This is a genomic window from Gemmatimonadota bacterium (assembly GCA_040388625.1).
Taxonomy (GTDB): Bacteria; Gemmatimonadota; Gemmatimonadetes; order Gemmatimonadales; family Gemmatimonadaceae; genus Fen-1247.
Map to the genome: position 1 here is coordinate 199,484 of JAZKBK010000001.1, position 20,771 is coordinate 220,254.

A 20,771-nucleotide genomic window follows, 5' to 3' on the forward strand; every position below is an offset into this window, starting at 1 on the left:
AAACATTGGATGCTGAGAGCCCGGCACTGTGGGGAAAGTTCGTGCCGGAACGAGGGAACCGCGGTCTACGCCGTTTCGCGTCCGCCGAGTCGCTTGTCCTCGTACAGGTCCCGGTCTGCAATGGCCAGGAGGCCTTCCAGCGTCCGCGGTGCTTCGGGCATGAAGCGAGCTATGCCGACGCCCGACGAGAGCGTGTAGCCAACCCCAGCCAGTCCATTGCGCGCGTTCTGTTGCGCCAGCTCGGACCTGAGCCGCTCCAGCACCGTGTTGGAGACTTCGCCGCAATTGAGCGCGAGGGCCACGAACTCATCGCCGCCCATTCGCGCGATGATGTCGGTCTCACGAAACGTCTGCCTCAGGACTTCGGCCATCTTGACCAGCGCGTCATCGCCGGCGGCGTGGCCCCACGTGTCGTTGATCACCTTGAAGTCATTCATGTCGAAGTAGAACAGGAACGAAGCCTTGGTAGTGTGCTCGGCGTTCTTGAGTTGCTGCGCTGCAACCGCTTCGAAGCCGCGACGGTTGAAGAGGCCGGTGAGGGAATCCACGAGCGAAAGCGCACGCAGCTCATCCTCAGCGCGACGTCGGTCGGTGACGTCGCGTGCGGTGATTGCGACACCGCGTCCGAGCGGAACGATCTGGCACGAGAGCCACTTGTCCGCGAGTGGCCCAACGCGTGGCTGGACCTCCGTCTCAGTTGCTTCGCCAGTCTCCGCGACGGCGACAAGGCTCTTCAGCAGTGCTCCATTCGCCGCGTACGGCAGCAACTCGCCGAAGCTGCGCCCGATCATCCGTGACGCATCGACACCGAGCACCGTGCCGGCGCGCGCATTCACCTCGACCACGCGAAAGTCGATGATCACGCCGTCGGCGTCGCGAACCGTGTCGAGCACCGTGAAGATATCGAGGCTGCTGTCGAGGGCGTTGCGAAAGCGTGCCTCGGAGTCACGCAACGCTTCCTCTGCGCGCACCCGGTCGCTCACGTCATGGACGATGGAGTGAAAGACGCGCCTGTCACCCAGCATGAATTCGCCCGCGAAGATCTCCACCGTACGCTTCTCACCCGACGCCAGTTTGTGGATGCGCACCGCCGATGTCTTCTCTCCATGCGTAATGCCAAGAGTGTATGTCTTCCACTCGTCAATCGTCATGTCGGCGATGTCGGATGCGTTCATCGCGCGCATCTGTTCGCGCGTCCATCCGTAGAAACGCTCAGCCGCCGGATTGGCATCGAGGATGTGCGAGGTCTCCGCATCGACCAGAAACTGAACCGAGCCATTGCTCTCGAACAGCTGGCGATATCGTGCCTCGCTCTCCTGGAGTGCCTCCTCCGCAATCTTCCGCGCAGTTATGTCGCGAAGTGCGCCCAGGAGATGCGTACAATCTCCCTTTGCATCGATGATCGGCGTCAGTATAGTCTCGAACACCACGCGGCCAGCCGGAAGCATGATGTCTTCAGCGTAGACGAGCGGGGAGCGCGAGTCTATCGCGGCCATGTAACGCCCGAGCGCGAACGCAGCGGCGGCGGGAGGCAGGATGTCCTCCGGACGATGCCCGACGACCTGGTCCTCTCTCAAGCCGGTCACCGCAGTGTAGGCCCGATTGACCGACTCACAGCGGAACTGCCCGACTCCTTCGACTCGCATGAGGAACATGCAGTCGTGCGTACTGTTGTAGATCAACTTCAGCCGTTCTTCGCGTTCGGCGAGCTCACGCGCGTGATCAGCGTCGGTCAACGTCGTCGTATGTTGAGGTTCCGTCGATTGGTCCTGCGAGTTCATCTGTGTATGTGGCGACGGTAGATCGGGAGGTAAAAGACGATCCCGCGCTGTTTGAGGGACGATCCTGCTACGATTAAGTTACCGCATCGTCGGGCCACGCGGTGCCCGATTACTGGGGTGTCAACCAGTTGTAAAAGCCACGGCCACTCTTCTTTCCCAGGTGTCCCGCGGCCACCATCTCGCGCAGAATTGCTGGCGCGGCGAAGGCATCCCCGCCGAGCGATGCGTGAAGATGATCGGCAACAGCGAGCCGGACATCGAGACCGACGATGTCGGTAAGCCTGAGTGGACCCACCGGGTGGTTGTAGCCAAGCTCCATGGCGGTGTCGATGTCCGCTGCGCTGGCGACGCCCTGTTCCAGCATTCGCATTGCCTCGAGCCCGAGGACGATGCCGAGGCGGCTGGTGGCGAAACCAGGCGTGTCGCGGACTACTATCGCCTTCTTGCCCAACGATTCGGCGAACGCGTGCGCCTTGGCAGTCGATTCGTCGCTCGTTTCCGCACCGCGGATGACTTCCACGAGTTTCATCGCCGCGACAGGGTTGAAGAAATGCATCCCGACCACGCGTTCCGGGCAGTCCGTCGCGCGAGCGATCTCCGAGACGGACAACGACGATGTGTTCGTCGTGAGCAGCGCGTCCCGGGGTGCCGCGACGCAGATCCGTCTGAAGAGATCCTGTTTGAGCGCAAGCTTCTCCGGGGCGGATTCGATGACGACCTGCGCGCCGTCGATCGCACCTTCGAGATTCGTCGAAAGGAAGATGCGACCCATTGCTTCGCGCCGTGTCTCCTCGCTCACCTTGCCGCGCATCACGCCGGAATCGAGTGCCAGGCCGATATGGGCGCGAGCACGCTCGAGAACGTCCTCGTCCACATCCGTCAATGTTACCGTATAACCGGCTATGGCGGTAACATATCCGATTCCGTGACCCATCGTGCCGGCACCGACTATCGCGACGTTGGTCATGCGCGCTCCAGAATGATTGCGATTCCCTGACCGACCCCGATGCACATCGTTGCGAGTCCATGCTGCACGTCGCGCCGTCGCATTTCGTGGACGAGCGTGGTTACGATTCGCGCGCCGCTTGCGCCGAGTGGATGGCCGAGTGCGATTGCACCGCCGTTCACGTTGACGCGATCGGCAGGCATGCGCAGCTCCCGCATGCAGGCGAGCGCCTGCGACGCAAATGCTTCGTTCAGCTCGATTAAATCCATGTCGTCGATCGTCAGCCCGGCGCGCTTGAGCGCGAGCCGCACGGCGGGGACAGGGCCCACGCCCATGACGTCCGGTGAAACGCCGGCGACGGCGCTCGATACCACCCGTGCGATCGGTGTGTGATGTCTGTCCGCGGCAGCGCGTTCACTCATTACCAGCAGTGCTGCCGCACCATCGTTGATGCCGCTCGACGATCCGGCGGTGACCGTGCCGCCGTGTTCGCGGAACGCGGGCCGGAGTTTGCGCAACGCCTCCGCGCTGACGTCGGGCCGCGGATGTTCGTCGCGATCGACGACGACCGGCTCCCCTCCGCGGCGCGGTGCCGTGACGGGAACCAACTCGGCGTCGAACCGGCCGTGCGCGATTGCATCAGCTGTACGCCTCTGACTCTCCAGCGCGAACGCATCCTGGTCTTCGCGCGAGATGTGGTATCGCTCCGCGACGACTTCGGCCGTCTGGCCCATCGATATCGTCCATTCGCGCGGAAGTGCCGCGTTGGTGAAGCGCCAACCGATAGTGCTGTCAGCCGTTTCCGGAACGGAGCGGGCAAACGGCTCATCCGGCCGAAGCGTCACCCACGGCGCTCGCGTCATGCTCTCCACACCGCCGGCGATGAAACAATCACCCTCATCCGAACGGATGGCGTGCGTGGCGCTGACGATCGCCTGGAGGCCGGAGCCGCACAGTCGGTTCACCGTCTGGCCAGGGACCTCGACCGGAAGTCCCGCGATCAGCGCGGCGAGACGCCCGACGTTGCGACTGTCTTCACCAGCCTGATTGGTGCACCCGAAGATCACATCGTCGATCGACGATAAATCCACTCTGGTGCGCTCCACCAGGGCGCGGATCACCCTGGCAGCCAGATCGTCCGGACGAACTGTCGCAAGTGCGCCGCGATGTCTTCCGATGGGAGTGCGGACGGCGTCCACGATCACCGCGTCGCGCCCATCTCGTATCGTGCTCATTCGGGCACGACCGCGGTAGCTTCGATTTCGACCAGCGCGTCGGCTTCGACAAGACCACAGACGATTATCACGGACATTGCCGGAAAGTGTCGCCCGATTATCTCGCGATACGCGTCGCCGATCTGGACGCGTGCATCTACATATGCTTGGCGATCGGTGACGAACCATGTCAGGCGAACGAGATGCTCGGGTCGCGCATCGGCGCGCGCAAGTATCGTGACGACGTTTCGAAGTGCCTGTGCGGTTTGCCGTGCGAAATCGGAACTCTCGATAACACCGGTCGTCGGATTCCAGCCGATCTGGCCCGCAACTGAGATCACCCGTCCACGGGCGCTGATCCCATTTGCATATCCCCGCGGCGCGAGCCAGCCGTCTGGCTGGATCACATCGATATCGCTCATGGTGTTGTTTCCCTCAACCGGAAACGCTGAAGCTTTCCCGTATCGGTGCGGGGGAGGGTATCGACGAACTCGATCGCGCGCGGATACTTGTACGGCGCTATCTCGGCCTTCACATAGTCCTGAAGCGCCTTTATTGCGGGTGGATTGTCGCGCGCGTGCGGGTGCAGTACGACGAACGCCTTGACGATGCTGCCGCGCTCGGAATCCGGAAGGCCAACGACGGCGCACTCGTGCACGTCGGGGTGCGTCAGCAGTGCGTTCTCCACCTCCGGCGCGGCAATGTTGTAACCGGACGAGACGATCATGTCATCGCTGCGCGCCTGATACCAGAAATAGCCATCCTCATCCATGCGGTAGGAATCGCCGGTACGGTTCCAGCCGTCGTGCACGTAAGCCCGCTGTCGCTCCACGTCGTCGAGATATCGGCAGCCCGTCGGGCCACGAACCTCGAGCAGGCCGATCTCGCCTGGGGGAATCGGTGTGCCGGACTCGTCGACGATGCGCGCCTCATAGCCTGGTATCGCGCGCCCCGTCGCTCCAGCGCGGATGTCATCTCCGCAAGCGCTGATGAAGATGTGCAGCATCTCCGTCGCGCCGATCCCGTCGATGATCCTGATTCCGGTCGCAGCTTCCCACGCCTCGAAAGTTGCCGCCGGCAGCGTTTCGCCCGCGGATACGCATTTGCGAAGGCTCGACACGTCGAAGTCCTGCAGCATTCCGAGCATCGCGCGGTACGCCGTGGGTGCGGTGAAGCAGACTGTGGGGCGGTACTTCTGAATCGCCCTGATGAGATTGGGCGGCGATGCCTGCTCCAGCATCAACGTGGACGCGCCGAACCGCATGGGGAAGAGCAGCAGTCCACCCAGCGCGTATGTGAATGCAAGTGGCGGAGAGCCACAGAACAGATCGGAGGCGTCCGGCTTCAGAATGTAGCGGGCGAAGCAATCGGTGATCGCGAGCACGTCGCGGTGCGTGTGCATCGTTCCCTTGGCGCGGCCCGTCGTTCCTGACGTGAATGCGATGAGGGCGACGTCTTCAGCGCTCGTATCGCAATTATCGAACGTCGTCGGTTTCGACCGCATCAACGATTCGAGGCCGTTGCCGCTCTCGCTGTTGAAGTGCACGACGCGCGCGCCTTTCCGAGCGTCTGGGGAAACGTCGGGAAGCATCGCACGCTCGCAGTCCTCCGCAACCCTGGAGTCGGTGAGCGCGAGCGATATGCGTGCTCTGTCGACCGTGTACGCAATCTCCCGGGGGCGGAGCAGCGGCATGGTCGAGACGACCACGCCTCCCGCCTTGAGCACCGCGAACCAGCAGGCCGCCAGCATCGGTGTATTCGGAGCGCGGAGCAGCACGCGACTCCCGGGGATGACGCCGAGGTCCTCCACCAGGACGTGCGCGATCTGATTGGCGGCTTCCAGAAGATCGCGATACTTCCAGCGCGAGCCCTCGTACAGGAATACTGTTGCGTCTCCGCGGCCGGAACTGACGACACTGTCGAGCAGATCGGCTGCGCAATTCAATCGCTGGGGATACGCGAGATCGGGAAGCGAGCCGTAGTCCATCTGCGGCCACAACTCGCGTGGTGGAAGATTGTCGGCGCAGAACGTGTCGACATGTCCGCTGCGCTCACTCATTTCTTCTCCTCTCCCGATGGAACCGTGGAAGTCGCCGAGTATGGCGCGAGTATCTGGTTTGCGATAACGAGTTGCTGGATCTCGCTCGTGCCTTCATATATCCGGAGCGCGCGAACTTCTCGATACAGCCGCTCGACGGTGGCGCCGGCAACAACTCCGCGTCCGCCGAGCAACTGGACCGCGCTATCCACCGTCCTCTGCGCGGCTTCCGTAGCGAACCACTTGGCCATCGCCGCTTCACGTGTCACTCGTTGCGCGCGGCAGTCGTGTGCCCAGGCCGCCCTGTAGATCAGAAGTGCGCTCGCATCGATGTCTGTCGCCATCGTGGCGATCCGCGCCTGCGTCAGCTGCATGTCTGCGAGACGGGCGCCAAATACCTTGCGATCCGTCACATGACTCAGAGTCTCGTCAAGGGCTCGGCGCGCGAAGCCGAGTGCGGCGGCGCCCACGGTAGCGCGAAATACGTCGAGCGTTCCGAGTGCGACACTCATCCCCTTGCCGGGAATGCCGACAACACACGTCGCAGGCACCCTGCAACCCGCGAACGATACCGTGCCGATCGAATGCGGGGCCGTGATGTCACCGCGCGCAGTGATGGCGAGGCCCGCCGTCGATGCGTCCACGACGAGCGCGACGTGCTTGCCGTTCTCGGGCTCCCGAAGGCGACAGAATACGATGTAGAAGTCGGCGATGCCGGCGTTCGATATCCAGCTCTTCTCTCCGTCGATGACGTACGAGTCACCGTCGCGCGTTGCCGTCGTGCGCATCGAGCCCACATCCGAGCCGGCATCGGCTTCGGATATTGCGAAGGCAGCAATCGCCTCGCCGGCTGCAATGCGGGGAAGGTAGCGTCGTTTGAGCTCGTCGGAGCCAAACAGCGTGATCGGTCCGGCGCCCAGTCCCTGCAGCGCAAAGACGAAATCGGCGATCCCAGAGTACGAAGCGAGCGTCTCGCGGATTATGCAGAGACTCCTGACATCGAGGGTTTCCGAAATGCCGCCGTACGGGGACGTGACTGCGCGGCGCAACCATCCGGCGCTGCCGAGCTCGCGTACGAGCGTCGTGCACACGCGATCGAGTTCGGCGCCGCGGGGCTCATCCTTCTCCAGCGGTGCGATCTCTCGTTCCGCCCAGACTCTCACCTCGGCGCCGAGCGTGCGATGGCGCTCCTCGAAGAAGGGCCAGTCCATGTATGACGTATCTGTCATCAATCGCCCTCGAATACGGGGGTCTGCTTCGCGGCGAATGCGCGATATGCACGCGCAAAGTCCTCGCTCTGCATGCACAGTGCCTGTGCTTCCGCCTCCAGCGTCAGTGCGTCATCGATCGCCATCGCCCACTCGTGGTGCAGGCAGCGCTTGGTCAGCGCGTGCGCAAATGTCGGCCCGTAGGCGAGCGTTCGCGCCATCGCCTGCGCTTCCAGCAGTACAGTGTCAGCTGCGATCACGCGATTGTAGAAACCCCATCGCTCCGCTTCGTCCGCACTCATGAAGCGTCCGGTGTAAAGCAGTTCGGTGGCCCGCCCGTGGCCGATGATGCGCGGGAGTATCGCACATGCACCCATGTCCGCACCGCTCAACCCGACACGCACAAAGAGAAAGCCGACTCTGCTTGCCGGCGTCCCGTACCGAAGATCGCTCGCCATTGCGAGAATTGCGCCCGCACCGGCGCACACGCCATCGACAGCTGCAATAATCGGTTGCGGGCAGTCACGCATCGCGCTGACCAGTGAACCCGTCATTCTGGTGAAGCTGAGCAGGCCGTCGAGGTCGCCGTCATCGCGCAGTTCTACGAGTGGTCCGATAATCTCGTGAACGTCGCCGCCCGACGAGAAGTTCCCGCCCGCGCCCGTCAGGACTACCGCCTTCACATCCTCCATCTTCTGCAGCGCACGAAACGTCCCGATCAATTCTCGATATGCCTCGAACGTGAGTGGGTTCTTCCGCTCCGGCCGGTCGAGTGTGATGGTCGCCACACGATCCTCGACGCTCCATCCAAAATGGCGCGGCTTGAAGTCGGCGCCCTGTATATCGTCGGTCATTGCGCCTTACCCGCCGCGATCTGTGCTGACCGCTTGAGCTTCCCAAGCAGCGTGTATAGCTGCGTCCGCTCCGCGTCGGTCAGGCCGGCGAACATTTCACCGACCCACCTGGCGTGATCTGGCGTCATCGCGCCGAGTGCTTCCTTGCCTGCTGCGGTGAGTGAGATCATTTGTGTGCGGCGATCCGGCGGCGAGACCGCGCGCGCGACCAATCCTTCACGCACCAGACGATCGACGAGACCGGTGAGATTGCCGTTCGTGACCATCAAGCGGCGCGACAGCTCGCTCATTGTCAGACCGCGCGGCGCTTCGGCAGAGCTGGCGTCGAGTTGTGCCAGCAGGTCGAATCGCGGAAGCGTGGTGTCGAAATTCTCGCGCAGCCCGCCGCGAATGCGGCCCTCGATGATGTTACTGCACGCGAGCAGGCGAAGCCACGTGCGAAGAACCGCACGAGTCTCAGGGACGCGTTGCATTTCCTCGTGCAATGGCTCGGCGCGAAGTGACGCGGTCACATTACCTCCCCGCCGGCGACGGCGATCGCCTGAGCCGTGATAGCCGAAGCATCCGGCGAGCAGAGCCACACGACAGTTGCCGCAACTTCATCCTGAGTCGTGAGACGCTTCTGCGGATTGCGGCGCGTGAGCATCGCCAGCGCTTCGTCGGCGCTCACCCCGCGCAGCGTCATTATCGCGGCTACCGCCTGGTCCGACATTCCGCCCTCCGTGTATCCGGGACACACTGCATTGACCGTGATGCCGGACTGCGCCACCTCGGCGGCAAGAGAGCGCGTCATGCCGAGCAACCCGTGCTTCGATGCGCAATACGCAGCCAGCGTCGCGTAGCCGCGGAGCGCCGCCGTGGAAGCGAGATTGACGATTCTGCCGGCGTGATTGCCGAGCATTGACGGGAGCACTTGCTGTGTGCACATGAACGGGCCGGTGAGATTCACGGCGATCGTGTGTTCCCAGAGGTCGAGCGATGTCTCCGTGAACGACGCGCTTCGCGCCTGGCCGGCGTTGTTGACGAGTACGTGCGCCGCGCCGAGTGCGTCCGTGGCAGATGAGAAGGCCACCGAAACCGAATCCGGATCGCTCACGTCGCACACGACTCCGCGCGCTTCGACGCCGAATCGGTCGCGCAGCTCAGATGCGCACTCCTCGAGATCCACGTGATCGCGCCCCATGACCGTCAGATTGGCTCCAGCTCCTGCGAGGTGCGTCGCGATCGTTCTACCCAATCCGCGGCCGCCACCAGTGACTATCGCGTGCCTGCCGCGAAGAAAGTGGGCGGTGGAATCGTTGTTGCGTTCGGTCATCCTGTGCTCCGTTGTTTTTCCAGTTCGCGCTCCAGCTGGCGGCGTCCGGGATAGTACGACGGCGTCCACCGCTGAGGCGCATATCCCAGCTCTGCCGCCGCGCGCAGAGTCCAGTTCGGGTCGGTGAGATGCGGGCGGCCGAGTGCGCATATGTCCGCCCGGCCCGATGTAATGATCGCATTGACCTGGTCCGCGTCGAGAATATTGCCCACCGCGATGGTGCGCACTCCGGCTTCGTTGCGGATTCGGTCGCTGTACGGAGTCTGGTACATACGCCCATAGACAGGCTGCGCGTCGATCGACGTTTCTCCGGTGGACACGTGGATGATGTCCGCGCCGGCGTCGACGAATGCGCGCGCGATCTCGACCGACTCAGCGCCGTCCACTCCTCCTTCGACCCAGTCCGTCGCCGAGATGCGGACCGACATCGGCCGGTCGGCCGGCCACGCGTCGCGCATTGCGGTGCATACTTCGAGAGGAAAACGCATCCTGTTTTCCAGTGACCCGCCGTAACAGTCGTTGCGACGGTTGCTGAGTGGTGTGATGAAGCTCGACATGAGATATCCGTGTGCGCAGTGCAGCTCGATCATGTCGAAGCCTGCGTCGATGCCATAGCGTACGGCGCGAACGAAGTCGTGGCGTACTGCATCCATGTCGGCTCGCGTCATCTCGCGCGGCGTGTGCATCGCCGGTGTGTACGGAATCGCGGATGGCGCGATGGTCTCCCATCCGCCGGCATCCAGTGAGGCATTGCTCGCTTCCCACGGGAGCTTCGTCGAGCCTCGACGACCCGAGTGACCCAACTGCAGACAGATCTTGGCGTCGCTCTCGCGGTGCACGAAGTCCACGATGCGCCTCCAGGCTTTCGCGTGCTCGCTTGTGTACATGCCGGCGCACCCGAGCGTTATGCGCGCGTCTGGCGACACGCATACCATCTCGGTGAAGATCAACCCTGCGCCGCCCAGTGCCCGTGCACCGAGGTGTACCATGTGAAACTCGCCCGGCACTCCGTCAACGGAACGATACATGTCCATCGGCGCGACCGCGATGCGATTTGCCAGCGTCATGCCACGCAAGGTGTACGGCGTGAACATCGGCGGGGCGACCTCGGTATCCATCGTCGTCGGCCGCGAGGCGGCGGCGGTCGCTCTTGCCGCGAACCAGCGCTCGACGCCGGAGAGGTACGCCGAGTCGCGGAGGCGCAGGTTTTCATGGCTGACACGCTGACTGCGCGTGAGCAGGCTGTACGCGAACTGTTCAGGGGGAAGGTGGATGTAACGTCGAACGTTCTCGAACCACTCCATCGAGTTGCGGGATGCGTTCTGGAGACGCAGCGCTTCGATCATGCGCTCGTCCTGATACGTCTGGAGCGCGGACGGAAGTGAGGAGTGACTCGAGACCGCGCGTGCGAGCGATATCGCGTCTTCCATCGCCAGCTTGGTGCCGGAACCGATCGAGAAGTGCGCGGTATGAGCGGCATCGCCGACCAGCACCACGTTGCCGTCGAACCAGCGCTCATTGGTGACGCGAACGAAGTTGACCCACGGCGAACGCTCCCGATGCGTCGCATTGCTCATCAGATGATGGCCATCGAGCCACTGGCTGAACATGCGCTCGCAGATCGCGATCGTTGTCGACGCGTCGGCTCCGTCAAAACCCGCCCGGTGCCATGATTCGTCGTCGCATTCGACGATGAAGGTGGAAAGCCCGTCTTCAAAGCGGTAGCAGTGCGCCTGGAATACGCCGAGCTCGTTCTGGACGAAGAAGAACGTGAATGCGTCGAACGGGCGTGTCGTACCGAACCAGACGAAATGTGCCGGGCGCACATCGAGGTGCGGCTTGAACACGGCCGCGCGCTCGTGTCTGATCGAGCTGTTGACACCGTCGGCAGCGACGATGAGATCGGCGTTGTTGCATGCGCGGATTGAGTCGAGAGCTTCGATGCTGGCGACATTGCAATTGAAGCGAACGTCGACGCCGAGCGACACAGCGCGTCGGTGCAGAATGTCGAGGAGAGTGCGGCGTGCAATTCCGCTGAAGCCGTGTCCGCCGGAAGTGATGGTCCTGTCGCCGACGATAACGTCGATGTCGTCCCAGTGGGCGAAGTGCTCGACGATCGTGTGGTACGTGTCCTCGTCGGCGGCCTGGAAGTTCTGCAGCGTCTGATCCGAGAAGACCACGCCCCAGCCGAAGGTGACGCCGGGTGCATTGCGTTCGAGTACAGTTACGTCGTGCTCCGCATGCGCCTTCTTGAGGAGGAGGGCGAAATAGAGGCCGGCGGGACCACCGCCGATGGTGACGACGCGCACTTATAGGCTCATGGAATGCCGAGGGGCGGAGCAGGTGCAGGTTGGTGCGGAGATATTATAAGCCTAAAACATCAACTTCGTACGGGTTGATTTCCTGGCTGGTAACTGGCGATATTGCAAGGCTCCGGGCGAACCGGGGAAACAGGTCGAACAAGGTGTCGCGGCGCTATCGTCTAGGGGACCAGGACGGGGCCCTCTCAAGGCCCAAACACGGGTTCGAATCCCGTTAGCGCTATTTTGCCATGGACGGACCGTCGCGGCCCCATCGTCTATCGGTTAGGACGGCACCCTTTCACGGTGCAGAGAGGGGTTCGATTCCCCTTGGGGCTATAGGGTTGGACGCAGTTTGGTTAGGTTGTTGGGCCCGCGCGGTTGGCGGGATGGGGCGCGGGAAGGGTCCGCGTGTGGGTGTTTTGTGTTTGGGGCCGTAGCTCAGTTTGGTTAGAGCACTCGACTGTCACTCGAGAGGTCGCGGGTTCGACCCCCGTCGGCCCCGTATTTTTTAGATCGTCATTCCCGCGGTAGGGCGCGGATTCATCCGCGCCTTGGGAATCCATGTTGCAGTTTGGGCCGGTGTGACAGCCGGATATATTGGTCCTGAAGGAGCAGTTCGGACGGCCGCCCTCGTGGTGAAATTGGTAGACACGCAAGCTTGAGGTGCTTGTGCTGAAAGGCATCGCGGTTCGAGTCCGCGCGAGGGCATGAAGTGGTGGAGCAGGGCATTGCGGGCGGTTTTGGTGGATCGGACGGCGCACTTGGGATCGTGTGCGCGATCATGCCACAGTAGCTCAGTGGTAGAGCACTCGATTCGTAATCGAGCGGTCATCGGTTCAATCCCGATCTGTGGCTCTTTTGAGTGAGCGTTGCGGGTGTAGCTCAGTTGGTAGAGCGCCAGCTTCCCAAGCTGGATGTCGTGGGTTCGAACCCCATCACCCGCTCCTGGTGCAAATTGTCGAATCACAGTCGTCGAGACGAATCGCCGCGCAGTTATCCGCGCGGCGATTTTTGCGTTTGGACGAGTCTCCGGACGGACACGATCCCCGAACCGGTGCGATACCCCGCGCAGGCTTCAGAACCCTTTCACCAGCAATCCGTTCTTCACCAGAGAGTCGATAGCTGCGGCGTCATGTCCCGGCATCATGCGGAGCTCGGGCTCGGCGGCATGAAGTTGATGGAGTCCCGCCAATTCCTCCCGAACCTTGTCGCGATCCTCGCCAGCCAGAAATGTCACCACTCGGGCCTTTTCTCGACCGGTCTCGATGTTTTCCATCTGCCACGCGACATCGCCCACGAACAGGAACTCCACCCCGTCGGCTCGGCGGACATACACCATCTGACTGCCCGGCGTGTGGCCTGGAGCCTTGATCAGCACCACCCCGGGAGCGACCGCGTGGTATCGGACATAGTCGAGCGGTCGATAGCCATCGAAAATGTTGGACGGCAGATGCAGCGCGGCGAAAGGATCCGACTTGAGGTTCGCCTCGAGCTCGGCGACCTGTTCTCGCGTTAGGCGCGTGACGGCCAACAGGGCTTTCAGGTTCGGTTGAGCCAGCAGGCCGCCGACGTGGTCCGGATGCTCATGCGTCACGAGGATCAGGGTGGCGCGGGCCAGCGCGCCGCTCATCCGTGAATACGCAGCGGTGTCGAAGACCCGCGCGCTCATGGATTTGGCGATGCCAGCGTCGAGCGCCGCATCGACGAGCGCCACGTGATCGCGATATACCAGCTCGTAGGACGACACCGGCAGATCGGTGCGTTGCCAGCCGTCTCCCGCAACAACAATCGTCCTGGGCGCCGACAGATGCGCCACGGTTTCGACGCGAATGAGCTGCGGTTTCTCCCCGGCTTGCGAGTCGGCAAGCTGTCTTACCCGGGCGATGTCGATGGCATACGCAGCTGGCGAAGCCGTATGGCTTTCAACAAGGAGCCACCAGTATGCGGGGATGCTCACGGCGACGATCACTAGAAGGCCGTAGCCTGCCCATCTCAGCCACTTCATGCCGCACTCCGCTGCGTGGCGAACCCGTCCAGCAACGTCATCGCGCTGAAAAACCGCTTGGCGGCCATCAGTTCTCGACTCCGTTCAGAAGAATATCGGTGACGTACGCAGCCAGGTTGCTCAGCGTCTGCTGACCGCCTTCGATTGCGTGGTACTTCTCGACCACCTCGTCGCGCATCTCCCTGGTGGGGAACACCGTGCGCATCTCGATTCGGGTCGCTGCGCCGTCTGGCGCGAACGTCAGGAGCGACTCGAAGGCGTTCGGGTCGCCGCGTGACTCGCCGTGCAGCAGCGCGATCCGCTCCGGCGGGGTGATCTCGGTCCAGGCGATCCACTCCTCGTAGTCCGTACCGTCCGGTCCGTGCATCACGAAGTCCCAATCCCCGCCGACGCGGAACTCGAACGCCCGCGTCGTGGTGGTGAACCCATCCGGCCCCCACCATCGCGACAGGTGCCGCACCTCCGTGAACGCCTCGAACACCAGCTCTCGCGGGGCATCGATGACCCGGGAGATCACGATCTCGCGGTCGGCCGTCGCGGACTGCGGCGACGCGTCCCATCCTGTTGCTGCCATTGGTCACTCCTCCCGTCTTGCATGTTTGAGATCCTGGACATACGCGTCCAGCCGGTCGAAGCTCTCGTTCCAGAACTGCTCGAATCCGCCCGTCCACTCGTGAAGCGGTCGCAGCCCGCGGGCGTCGAGTCGGTACAGCCGTTGCTTGCCCGCCTTGCGCTCGCTCAGCAGTCCGACCTCCCGAAGCACCCGCAGGTGCTTGGATGCCCCCGGCTGGCTCATCCCCAGCTCGTGGGCCAACTCCGTCACCGGCCGCTCGCCCGACCGCAGCAGCACCAGAATCTGTCGCCGCCGCGGCTCGGCGATCGCGTTGAAGACGTCCGACGTCGTTGCTGCTCTTGCCATGGCCCAATCATATGCCGATATCGGAATATGTCAAGACGGGAAGGAGAGTGGAGGGCATGGCGGTGCTACCCAGGCTGTACGTCGGGGGTTCGAAACCGGCCAGCCGCTGTCGTGTAAACCGCACGCTGTGGGCTCAAACGCCCGTGATTCCGTTGTGCACCACGGGCGTTTGACGTAAGGCGCGGACTCCGTCGCACCCTCGCGTCGATTGGCGGTAACCGGCACGAGCGACCCGACCGACGCGTCGCTTATGTTGAGGCCGTTGGTCGTGTCGGAGAAGTTGGCGCTACGACGCCCAACAGTTGGGCCGAAATGATCCACAGCATTTGAGTCGTCCAACGCGTGCGCTCTTGCCACGACCTGCGAGGCATTCGCCATCCGCGGACGCGTCTCTATTGCGGGCGGAATCCGGGCAGTCCATAATTGATCGGTCACGGGATGGACCAGCTTCCCGTGCACACAGGCCGAGTTGCGACCTCTTCACTCATGATGAGCGAGGTGCAGCGTGGTGCCGTCCGAGTCCATTGGCGTAAGCTCCTACGGGGAGCCGGTATCGACCGGCACCCAATCGACTCAACCACAGGGCGCTCTCACGAACGTTGGGCCCTACCGCATCGTTCGCCTCCTCGGCGAAGGCGGTATGGGCGTCGTGTATCTCGCAGAACAGGACGAACCTGTTCGCCGCCAGGTGGCCCTCAAGATTCTCCGCCACGGGCTCAATACCAACGAGGTCGTCGCGCGCTTCCACGCCGAGCAGCAGACTCTGGCAATGATGGAGCACCCGAACATCACGCGCGTTTACGACGCGGGTGTCACGGAGTCGGGGCTGCCGTATTTCGTCATGGAATACGTGGTGGGACACACCATCACCGAGTACGCTGCCACGCACCGCCTCAGCGTACGCGAACGCATCGATCTGTTCATTCAGGTTTGCCGAGCGGTACAGCACGCGCATCAGAAGGGAATCGTGCATCGCGACATCAAGCCGTCCAATGTCATCGTCACGGATACGGACGGCGAGCCGCTGTGCAAGGTGATCGACTTCGGAATCGCGAAAGCCATCGCGCCCGCCCTCGCAAGCGCGCGCCTGACGATGACTGGCATGGCGCTCGGAACTCCAGCATACATGAGCCCGGAGCAGTTCCTCTCCGACGGGACCGACATCGATACTCGCGCGGACATCTACGCACTCGGCGCGATGCTGTACGAATTACTCGCCGGTGTGCTGCCGTTCGATTCCACAAAGTCTTCCGGAATGGCGGCGTTGCTGGCCCAGCACATAACCAATGACCCGCCCCAACCGAGTGTCCGATTCGGCGGACTGCCAGCCGAGCAGCGCGCAATGCTGGCCGCGGAACGTCGTACTGACGCAGCTACGCTCAGGCGCACACTTGCAGGCGATCTGGACGCTGTCATCCTGGAAGCCCTCGAGCGCGATCGTGAGCGACGCTACGCGACCGCCAACGCTTTCGCGCTCGATCTCGAGAACTACCTGGCGAACAAACCCGTCGCTGCGCATACCTCCAGCGTCGCGTATCGCGCTGGGAAGTTCACGCGGCGTCATCGAGTCGGTGTGACCTTCGCGGCAACAGTGCTCGTTCTTCTGTCCGCAGCTGCCATCGGCGCGACTGTCCAGGCGCGACGACTTGCGCGCGCGCGTGCCGTTGCAGTCGCACGGCAGGGTCAGGCGGAGGACCTGATCGGATTCATGCTTGGCGATCTGCGCGACAAGCTGACGGTGATGGGACGGCTCGATGTGCTGGATTCCGTTGGCGCCAAGGCACTCGTCTATTTCGCTGCCGTCCCCGCGTCACAACTGAGCGACGAAGAGTCGTTCCGTCGTGCGCAGGCGCTGCAGCAACTGGGCGAGGTGCGCATGGCGCAGGGCAAGTTACCGGACGCTGCCCGTTTGATGGGACAGTCTCTTGCTATCTCGGAGAGGCTGGCGCAGCGCGATTCGTTGAACGGTCGATGGCAGATGGGACTCGCTCACAGCCATTTCTGGGCTGGCAATGTCGATTGGGAACTCGGAAGCATCGATTCAGCACTCGCTCATTTTGTACCGTTCGTCACGATCAGTCGGCGTCTGATCGCGCACTATCCGGACAGTCTGGAATATCGCGCCGAGTTGGCGTACGCGCTGAACAACATCGGTTTTGCGAAGGAAGCGAGCGGCGACATCCGTGGTGCACTTTCGTCCTACATGGCGAGCCTCGGAATCAACCAGAGCCTCGTGAATCGCGATCCAAAGAAGCTGGAGTGGCAGGTCAGTCTTGCCGCGGAGCACAATGCCGCGGCTGTGGCCCAGCGTAAACTCGGCGATCTCGCCGGCGCGCTCGCGAGCCACGACACCGAACTGGTAATCAAGCAGTCGCTGCTGGCACACGATTCAACCAACGTCGAATACGAGCACTACGTCGGCATCGCGCATGCGTACCGTGGTGAGCTTCGCATGTTGACGGGCGACGAAAGGGGCGCACTCGAGGACGCGTCGGCGACGCGTGCGCTCTACGCCAGGATCGTCGCGCACGACACGACCAACGCGTCGATGCAATGGAGCCTTGCGAAGACCGAGCGGCAGATTGCGCAGATTCATCTGGAGGACGGAAATCCGCAGGCCGCGCTCGCCGAGCTGAGCGCGGCCCAGCCGATTATTCGCCGTCTGTTGCTCAAGTCTCCGATCAATCCGCGCGCCGCCGCTGAACGAATACGGTCCGGCACCGTGCAGGCGCAAAGTCTGGTTGCGATCGGGCGCGCAAAGGACGCGGTGGTCGTCGCACAGCGCGTGGCATTGGAAGCCGATTCGGCCGTCGCAACAAAACCGAGCGACATCGAGCACCGTCTCGCGGCGACGGAGGCAAGTCTCGCGTTGGGTGACGCACAATCGCAGATCGGTGACGCTGCTGGCGCACGCGCCGCGTGGTCGCATGCTCTTTCGCTCATCGATTCCACGGCGACTGCGACCAGGCAGACAGAACTGCTTGCGGCGCAGGCTACCGCGTTACTCGAGCTCGGACGTGAGAACGACGCCGCGCTGATCACCACCGAACTTCTTCGGCGCGGCTACCGCAGACCTTCGTTCCTCAGGCTGGTCCGCAAACATCAACGCTCTGCGGCGTGATGCGCGCGAACGACGGAGGGCGGAGCGTTAAGTAGCGGCCGCGGACATCCCGCCCGCAGCCGGCAAATCAACCGTCATGGAGACTCGTCAGATGCCGGACATCACAGTCCAAGTAACGTTCACCGATCCGAACACGTTTTCGTTCGATCCGCCAATTGCGAGTTTGAATGCCGCAGGGAAGATCATATTCCAGCGCAAACCTGCCAGCGCGGCGTGGACCTTTGTCAGCATCAACAACCTCCCGAGTCAGTTCACGTGGAGTCTCAAGGGCAACGCCTCGGAGCTCCACGTCGACGACGCGTTTACATCCAACGGAGATTTTGGATATACCGTAACGGTGCACGATGCCAGTGGTGACCATACGAGCGGACCGACTGCGAAAGCGACTGTCCCGCCGATGATCATGAACCTGTAGCAGATAACCGCGATGCCTGGCGGTCTCGCCCGTGTCCGGACGCGGATGCGTGGGGCGACACCGCCAACGCTCCGCCTCAGGGGCTGGCCTAGCGGCTCGGGAATGTGGTTCCGTCACCGTGGGGCCGATACTTCTCCACATGACGCCCACCCCCCAGGTCGCCACAGCCGCTGGCCCGCGGAACGCGACCGGCGCGGTTGCGGAGGCCGACGAGTGCTTCACGCCGGCCGCGGCGCTCGGGGCTATCTATCGTCAGGCCGACCGGTGGATCGCGGTCTTCATCTCCGCTCATCTCCTCTTTGCGGTCGCGATCGCGCCTGTATACGGAACCTGGAACGCCGTAGTCCTGGTTGGCGGCGGGCTCGCCCTGTCGTTCGTTGTAAGTGCGTGGCGCTGGCCGGGCTCGTTCTGGACGCGCTGCCTGGCGGGCGTAGCACTCCAGGGATTCGCCGCTCTGCACATCTATCAGATGCACGGCCTCGCGGAGATGCACTTCTTCATCTTCACCGCCGTGACGATGATGATCGCCTATCAGGACGTCGTCGCGCTCTGGCCAGGCGTCATATGCATTGTAGCGCAGCATACGCTGTTCGCATACTGGCACAATCAGGGGCAACCGATTGGCGGAGTACCGTTCTTCGACCACAGTCACGCGGGAACCATGCAGCTTGGTTTCCACTTCGGGATCGCCGTCGTGGAGGTCGTGATCGCGTCATTCTGGAGCTACGCTCTCCGCCAGCGAACCATTCGCGACGCAAGGCAGCGTGCGGCACTGGCCGGCGTGAATGCCGCGCTCGCCGAGCGAGAGGCAGACACTGCGCGCTCTCTGGCACTCGTCGAAGCAACGCTGGAAGCGACCGCCGACGGTATCCTCGTACTCGACGGTACTGGCAGGGTCACGGACTACAACAAGCGCGTGGCGGAAATGTGGGCGATCTCGCCCCATCTCCTCGCCGAAGGCGACGGCACCGCCGTCCGGAACCGTCTCCTCGCGCAGGTGTGCGACCCCGTTGCGCTTGGGGCGTACTACGCTGTCACAGGGGGCGAGCCAATATACCAGCGGCTCGATCAGGTGGAGCTCACCGACGGCCGTGTGTTCGAATGTCACGTGCGCCCCCAGCACATCGGCACAAACGCAGTGGGACGCGTGCTCAGTTTCCACGATGTCACGGCGCGCGTTCGCCTGGAGCGTGAGCTGGCACATCAGGCGCTCACCGACGCATTGACAGGACTCGCCAACCGCGTCCTGTTCCGCGATCGCGTAGCGCACGCGCTTGCGCGTGGCAGCCGCAACGCTGGCAGCGTCGCGGTACTGCTCGTCGACCTTGACGGGTTCAAGCTGGTCAATGACGGGCTGGGGCACGGTGTTGGCGACGCAGTGCTGTGCAGGGTTGCCGAGTGTTTCCAGCATGCCGTACGCGATGGTGACACGGTCGCGAGACTCGGCGGCGACGAGTTCGCCATCCTGCTCGAGGACGTCAGGACCGTGGACGAAGCGGACGCTGCCGCAGCGCGATTGTATTCCGCACTGATGCTGCCGGTCACCGTGACGCTGCCGCAACCCGGCGCCGCGCCATCTGGCGATGCGGACAGAGACGGAACCAACGAAGGGCGCGGCGCCGGCTCCGAGCGCGAGATTTTCGTGAAGGCAAGCGTCGGTATTGCGCTCGCCACACCGGGTGAGGACGCGGAAGCCTTGCTGCGCAATGCCGACGTCGCGATGTACGCCGCGAAAGCACGCGGAAAGGGGCAGGCCATGCACTTCGAGCGGTCGATGCACGAGCAGGCACTCACGCGTCTGCGACTCGAAGAGGACCTGCGCGTGTCAGTGGCAGATCTGATGAATGGCGGCGAAAGTCCGTTCGCCGTGGTCTTCCAACCCATCGTGGCGCTGGACACGCACCGCGTGGTAAGTGCCGAAGCGCTGGTGCGCTGGAATCACCCGCGGCGCGGACTGATCTCCCCCGAGGAGTTCATCCCGGTCGCGGAGGACACCGGCCTCATCGTTCCACTCGGCCTCTGGGTGCTCACTCAGGCGTGCACCGCTGCCGCGAGCTGGCCGCTTTCAGCCGAGGACAGTGAAATCGGTGTGTCGGTCAACCTTTCGGGACGACAGCTCCAGGAAGCTTCCATCGTCGACGATGTACGTGGCGTGCTCGCGCTGACCGGACTTGCACCGGAGCGACTGACGCTCGAAATCACCGAAAGCGTAGTCATGCGCGACACGTCCGAGACCCTGGACCAGCTGAGAGCGCTCAAGACACTCGGACTCCGCCTGGCGGTCGACGATTTCGGCACGGGATACTCCTCGCTCAGCTATCTCAGGCAGTTCCCGGTGGACGTGCTCAAGATCGACAAGAGTTTCATCGACGGAATCGCGCGTGGCGGCGACGGCGCCGCACTGGCACGCACCATCGTTGCGCTCGCAGACACACTTCAACTCCGGACGGTAGCTGAAGGCATCGAAGATGGCGCGCAGCATACGGCCCTTCGCGGGCTCGGCTGCACGCTCGGACAGGGCTTCCTGTTTGCGCGACCCATGACGCATGGCGAACTCCTGCGGTGCATCGCGGGAAGTGCCCCGGCGTCGTCGCCGCTATCACGACGTACATGACCATCGTCGGCGTCGCGTAGAGCCAGCTCCTCCGCGCC

Annotated in this window: 16 protein-coding genes and 6 tRNA genes; 9 read left to right on the top strand and 13 right to left on the bottom strand. The window is 63.1% G+C overall.

Annotated elements, in window-relative coordinates:
* Positions 1–65: 65 nt before the first annotated feature.
* The 10 genes from V4529_00855 to V4529_00900 all read right to left on the bottom strand — a co-directional run bounded on the left by V4529_00855 (position 66) and on the right by V4529_00900 (position 11,665).
* The gene (locus tag V4529_00855; protein MES2356873.1) at positions 66–1,736 is read right to left on the bottom strand and encodes a PAS domain S-box protein; all 1,671 of its coding nucleotides are present in this window, start codon (positions 1,734–1,736) and stop codon (positions 66–68) included.
* 154 nt (positions 1,737–1,890) lie between these two features.
* Positions 1,891–2,748: a 3-hydroxyacyl-CoA dehydrogenase family protein gene (locus V4529_00860; protein ID MES2356874.1), complete on the bottom strand. Its 858-nt coding sequence runs from the start codon at positions 2,746–2,748 to the stop codon at positions 1,891–1,893.
* Positions 2,745–3,962 carry an acetyl-CoA C-acyltransferase gene (locus tag V4529_00865; protein MES2356875.1) on the bottom strand — a complete coding sequence of 406 codons (1,218 nt, stop codon included), beginning with the start codon at positions 3,960–3,962 and terminating at the stop codon, positions 2,745–2,747. Before V4529_00865 ends, V4529_00860 begins: the two co-directional genes overlap by 4 nt.
* Entirely contained in the window at positions 3,959–4,354 is a 396-nt protein-coding gene (locus tag V4529_00870) for a RidA family protein (GenBank protein ID MES2356876.1), read from the bottom strand. The genes V4529_00865 and V4529_00870 overlap by 4 nt, the downstream gene beginning before the upstream one ends.
* Before the next feature lie 5 nt (positions 4,355–4,359).
* A complete protein-coding gene (locus tag V4529_00875) occupies positions 4,360–6,000 on the bottom strand; it encodes an AMP-binding protein (GenBank protein MES2356877.1) in 1,641 nt (546 codons plus the stop codon).
* Positions 5,997–7,208: an acyl-CoA dehydrogenase family protein gene (locus tag V4529_00880; GenBank protein MES2356878.1), complete on the bottom strand. Its 1,212-nt coding sequence runs from the start codon at positions 7,206–7,208 to the stop codon at positions 5,997–5,999. Before V4529_00880 ends, V4529_00875 begins: the two co-directional genes overlap by 4 nt.
* Positions 7,208–8,041, bottom strand: coding sequence for an enoyl-CoA hydratase family protein (locus V4529_00885; protein ID MES2356879.1), 834 nt, complete (start codon positions 8,039–8,041; stop codon positions 7,208–7,210). Before V4529_00885 ends, V4529_00880 begins: the two co-directional genes overlap by 1 nt.
* Positions 8,038–8,553, bottom strand: coding sequence for a MarR family transcriptional regulator (locus V4529_00890; GenBank protein ID MES2356880.1), 516 nt, complete (start codon positions 8,551–8,553; stop codon positions 8,038–8,040). Before V4529_00890 ends, V4529_00885 begins: the two co-directional genes overlap by 4 nt.
* Entirely contained in the window at positions 8,550–9,356 is an 807-nt protein-coding gene (locus V4529_00895) for an SDR family NAD(P)-dependent oxidoreductase (GenBank protein MES2356881.1), read from the bottom strand. Before V4529_00895 ends, V4529_00890 begins: the two co-directional genes overlap by 4 nt.
* Entirely contained in the window at positions 9,353–11,665 is a 2,313-nt protein-coding gene (locus tag V4529_00900) for a bifunctional salicylyl-CoA 5-hydroxylase/oxidoreductase (GenBank protein ID MES2356882.1), read from the bottom strand. Before V4529_00900 ends, V4529_00895 begins: the two co-directional genes overlap by 4 nt.
* 162 nt (positions 11,666–11,827) lie before the next feature.
* On the opposite strand from V4529_00900, the gene V4529_00905 reads away from it, so the two are divergent.
* The 6 genes from V4529_00905 to V4529_00930 all read left to right on the top strand — a co-directional run bounded on the left by V4529_00905 (position 11,828) and on the right by V4529_00930 (position 12,603).
* Positions 11,828–11,900 (top strand) — tRNA-Glu (locus V4529_00905).
* Between the two features lie 23 nt (positions 11,901–11,923).
* Positions 11,924–11,995 (top strand) — tRNA-Glu (locus tag V4529_00910).
* Positions 11,996–12,086: 91 nt separating this feature from the next.
* Positions 12,087–12,161: transfer RNA gene (locus V4529_00915), tRNA-Asp, on the top strand.
* A gap of 124 nt (positions 12,162–12,285) precedes the next feature.
* Positions 12,286–12,367: transfer RNA gene (locus tag V4529_00920), tRNA-Leu, on the top strand.
* A 75-nt stretch (positions 12,368–12,442) separates the two neighbouring features.
* Positions 12,443–12,514, top strand: a tRNA-Thr gene (locus tag V4529_00925).
* Between the two features lie 16 nt (positions 12,515–12,530).
* Positions 12,531–12,603, top strand: a tRNA-Gly gene (locus V4529_00930).
* A 131-nt stretch (positions 12,604–12,734) separates the two neighbouring features.
* On the opposite strand, the gene V4529_00935 is transcribed toward V4529_00930, so the two are convergent.
* From V4529_00935 to V4529_00945, 3 genes are all read right to left on the bottom strand, one after another.
* A complete protein-coding gene (locus V4529_00935) occupies positions 12,735–13,628 on the bottom strand; it encodes an MBL fold metallo-hydrolase (protein ID MES2356883.1) in 894 nt (297 codons plus the stop codon).
* Positions 13,629–13,731: 103 nt separating this feature from the next.
* Complete coding sequence (locus tag V4529_00940) at positions 13,732–14,238, bottom strand: SRPBCC family protein (protein ID MES2356884.1); 507 nt, start codon at positions 14,236–14,238, stop codon at positions 13,732–13,734.
* A 3-nt stretch (positions 14,239–14,241) separates the two neighbouring features.
* Positions 14,242–14,583 carry a metalloregulator ArsR/SmtB family transcription factor gene (locus V4529_00945; GenBank protein ID MES2356885.1) on the bottom strand — a complete coding sequence of 114 codons (342 nt, stop codon included), beginning with the start codon at positions 14,581–14,583 and terminating at the stop codon, positions 14,242–14,244.
* Between the two features lie 508 nt (positions 14,584–15,091).
* Between V4529_00945 and V4529_00950 the strand changes: the two genes are divergently transcribed.
* The 3 genes from V4529_00950 (at position 15,092) to V4529_00960 (ending at position 20,733) form a co-directional block, all read left to right on the top strand.
* Positions 15,092–17,704 (top strand): protein kinase, encoded by a 2,613-nt coding sequence (locus tag V4529_00950; protein ID MES2356886.1) that lies wholly within the window; start codon positions 15,092–15,094, stop codon positions 17,702–17,704.
* A gap of 91 nt (positions 17,705–17,795) precedes the next feature.
* Complete coding sequence (locus V4529_00955) at positions 17,796–18,119, top strand: hypothetical protein (GenBank protein MES2356887.1); 324 nt, start codon at positions 17,796–17,798, stop codon at positions 18,117–18,119.
* A 139-nt stretch (positions 18,120–18,258) separates the two neighbouring features.
* Positions 18,259–20,733: an EAL domain-containing protein gene (locus V4529_00960; GenBank protein MES2356888.1), complete on the top strand. Its 2,475-nt coding sequence runs from the start codon at positions 18,259–18,261 to the stop codon at positions 20,731–20,733.
* The last annotated feature ends 38 nt before the right edge of the window (positions 20,734–20,771 follow it).

What these genes read in the sequence shown, in the direction of transcription:
- V4529_00880 (MES2356878.1), bottom strand. Translation starts at nt 7,208, where the DNA reads ATGACAGATACGTCATACATGGACTGGCCCTTCTTCGAGGAGCGCCAT.
- V4529_00945 (MES2356885.1), bottom strand. Translation starts at nt 14,583, where the DNA reads ATGGCAAGAGCAGCAACGACGTCGGACGTCTTCAACGCGATCGCCGAG.
- V4529_00865 (MES2356875.1), bottom strand. Translation starts at nt 3,962, where the DNA reads ATGAGCACGATACGAGATGGGCGCGACGCGGTGATCGTGGACGCCGTC.
- V4529_00860 (MES2356874.1), bottom strand. Translation starts at nt 2,748, where the DNA reads ATGACCAACGTCGCGATAGTCGGTGCCGGCACGATGGGTCACGGAATC.
- V4529_00940 (MES2356884.1), bottom strand. Translation starts at nt 14,238, where the DNA reads ATGGCAGCAACAGGATGGGACGCGTCGCCGCAGTCCGCGACGGCCGAC.
- V4529_00960 (MES2356888.1), top strand. Translation starts at nt 18,259, where the DNA reads ATGACGCCCACCCCCCAGGTCGCCACAGCCGCTGGCCCGCGGAACGCG.
- V4529_00895 (MES2356881.1), bottom strand. Translation starts at nt 9,356, where the DNA reads ATGACCGAACGCAACAACGATTCCACCGCCCACTTTCTTCGCGGCAGG.
- V4529_00885 (MES2356879.1), bottom strand. Translation starts at nt 8,041, where the DNA reads ATGACCGACGATATACAGGGCGCCGACTTCAAGCCGCGCCATTTTGGA.
- V4529_00955 (MES2356887.1), top strand. Translation starts at nt 17,796, where the DNA reads ATGCCGGACATCACAGTCCAAGTAACGTTCACCGATCCGAACACGTTT.
- V4529_00875 (MES2356877.1), bottom strand. Translation starts at nt 6,000, where the DNA reads ATGAGTGAGCGCAGCGGACATGTCGACACGTTCTGCGCCGACAATCTT.